General features: G+C 37.1%; 2 protein-coding genes. One reads left to right on the top strand and one right to left on the bottom strand.

Annotated features, from left to right (window positions below):
* Positions 1-63: 63 nt before the first annotated feature.
* Positions 64-474 carry a DUF4293 domain-containing protein gene (locus Q1K34_RS17030; RefSeq protein ID WP_300441662.1) on the bottom strand — a complete coding sequence of 137 codons (411 nt, stop codon included), beginning with the start codon at positions 472-474 and terminating at the stop codon, positions 64-66.
* 191 nt (positions 475-665) lie between these two features.
* On the opposite strand from Q1K34_RS17030, the gene rho reads away from it, so the two are divergent.
* Positions 666-2,345, top strand: coding sequence for a transcription termination factor Rho (gene rho / locus Q1K34_RS17035; RefSeq protein ID WP_300441665.1), 1,680 nt, complete (start codon positions 666-668; stop codon positions 2,343-2,345).
* Positions 2,346-2,643 lie beyond the last annotated feature (298 nt).

A 2,643-nucleotide genomic window follows, 5' to 3' on the forward strand; every position in this document is an offset into this window, starting at 1 on the left:
ATTAAAAAACCCGAAGCTTTCACTTCGGGTTTTTCACGCACTAATACTACTAAGATGATAGGCTTATCGTAACCGGTCTACAGATTTTACGAGATCTTCGTCCTTCTTGATGGCCTTATTGGCCAAAACAATAAAAACGATAGAAATAATAGGAAGAAACATCCCAATACCCTTCTCTGAGATATCCATCTCTCCAGGTAAAGTTAGAGACCAATAAACAAACACTCCTAGTAAAAAAAGGTTTAATATTATATTTAGACGCCCCAGTACAAACTGGAGTTTTCTATTTCTGAACATAAAGATACTTACCAGCGAAATAGCCGCAGAACCTAAAAACATTCCAAAGGCAATTAACTCATCCTGAGCGTATACTTCGTTTCCTGCTGAATTTATCCAGAGTGGAAATACGAATATAAGCCCAGCTGCCGTTATAGCTGCTAATAGTAAGTAAATAGTTTGTATTCTTTGAAGCATATTTATTGCTATTGCGGCACAAAAATAAAAGATTCTTTTTAGAATTACCGTGTAAAAGTTTAAAATAAAGTTGTATTATTGCAGGTATATTTCGTAACCTATTCAACTTTGGTTACTTAAGTCTCCAAAACTTTTTATTCTTCCTCGAGAAGTTTTTAAAATCAATCCAAAAAAATTATTTAAACGCATTCATGTTTGAAATTTCAGAATTAAAAGCTAAAAAGCTTCCTGAACTTAAGGAAATTGCTCAAACGCTTAACGTTCCTAAGTACAAGACTTTAAAAAAACTGGATTTGGTGTATCAGATTCTGGATTACCAGGCATCAAATCCTTCTAAGGTAAAAGAAGTCCTTACCGACGATAAAGAGCCCCAGGAAAAGGATAAATCCAGCAAACCTGCAAAGATTGGCAGTGATAAAAAGACAGCCAGATCTTCTTCAAATCCAAAAGCTCCCCAGGCCAACAAGACTTCAGGAAAAGATTCCTCTCATCCTGCTCAAAAAGATGATAAAAGGAATAAACCATCTGCTAAGAGCGACCGGGACAGAAGTCAGAGCGCTAAAAAAGATAGCCGCGGAAAAAATGATAGTCGCAATGATAACCGCAATGACAGTCGTAATGATAATCGCAGTGACAACAGAGGTAATAATCGCAACGACAACCGCAATGACAACCGTAGCGACAATAGAAATGATAACAAAAAGAATAATGGAAACCGCGATAGCAGAAACCGTTACCGCGAACCAGATTATGAATTTGACGCCATTATAGAAAGTGAAGGAGTCCTGGATATAATGCAGGACAACTATGGTTTTCTAAGATCTTCAGATTACAACTACCTTACATCGCCAGATGATATTTATGTATCTCAGTCTCAAATTAGACTTTTCGGTCTTAAGACAGGAGATACCGTGCAGGGGCAGATAAGACCTCCAAAAGAAGGAGAGAAATATTTCCCCCTTATCAAAATCAACAAAATCAATGGGCTTGATCCACAGGTTGTAAGAGACCGTGTATCATTTGAACATCTTACACCGCTTTTCCCGAAGGATAAATTTAACCTTGCAGAAAAGCAAAGTTCTATTTCTACAAGGGTAATGGATCTTTTTGCTCCTATTGGAAAAGGGCAGCGTGGGATGATCGTTTCTCAGCCTAAAACTGGTAAGACGATGTTACTAAAGGATATCGCCAATGCTATTGCTGCGAATCACCCTGAAGTATACCAAATCGTACTGCTTATTGATGAAAGACCTGAAGAGGTTACCGACATGCAACGTAATGTAAAAGGTGAAGTTGTTGCTTCCACTTTTGACAAAGAAGCTCACGAGCATGTGAGAGTTGCCAATATCGTTCTTGAAAAAGCAAAACGTCTGGTGGAATGTGGTCATGATGTGGTAATTTTACTGGATTCTATCACCAGGCTTGCCAGGGCTTACAACACGGTGCAGCCTGCCAGCGGTAAAGTATTAAGTGGTGGTGTAGATGCCAACGCTTTACATAAACCTAAAAGATTCTTTGGTGCGGCGCGTAATATTGAGAACGGAGGTTCGTTATCTATTATAGCAACCGCTCTTACTGAAACCGGATCTAAAATGGATGAAGTGATCTTTGAAGAATTTAAAGGAACCGGTAACATGGAGCTTCAGTTAGACAGAAGAATTTCTAACAGAAGAATATTCCCAGCTATCGATCTTGTTTCTTCCAGTACACGTAGAGATGATCTGCTACTAGATGACAATACCATTCAGCGTATGTGGGTACTTAGAAAGTACCTTGCAGATATGAACCCTATCGAAGCGATGGAGTTCATCAACGATAAGATTAAAAATACCAGGAATAATGAAGAGTTTTTAATCTCTATGAACGGTTAAAATTATTTTTAAACCCTACTTATAAGCCGGAAGTTTATCTTCCGGCTTTTTTTATTTCTCAGAAAAGCTTTTTAAGCTGAAAATCACTTAACAATTATTATTCTATAATAAATTGAAAGCTAACCTGTTCTAATATAATAGGTATATCCGTTATAATAGGTATATCCGTTTTGCCCTAATATCCTTTCGTCACCCTAAATTTATTTTAGGGCCTCAAGATGACTTTGTTTTATATTGAAATAAGATTCTGAAACAAGTTCAGAATGACAGTTTTTTTTAGTTTAGGATATTATATAAA

Source organism: Christiangramia sp. (genome assembly GCF_029937855.1).
GTDB lineage: Bacteria > Bacteroidota > Bacteroidia > Flavobacteriales > Flavobacteriaceae > Christiangramia.

Excerpts from the sequence above, each read along its gene's own strand:
- rho (WP_300441665.1), top strand. The coding sequence starts at position 666 with ATGTTTGAAATTTCAGAATTAAAAGCTAAAAAGCTTCCTGAACTTAAG.
- Q1K34_RS17030 (WP_300441662.1), bottom strand. The coding sequence starts at position 474 with ATGCTTCAAAGAATACAAACTATTTACTTACTATTAGCAGCTATAACG.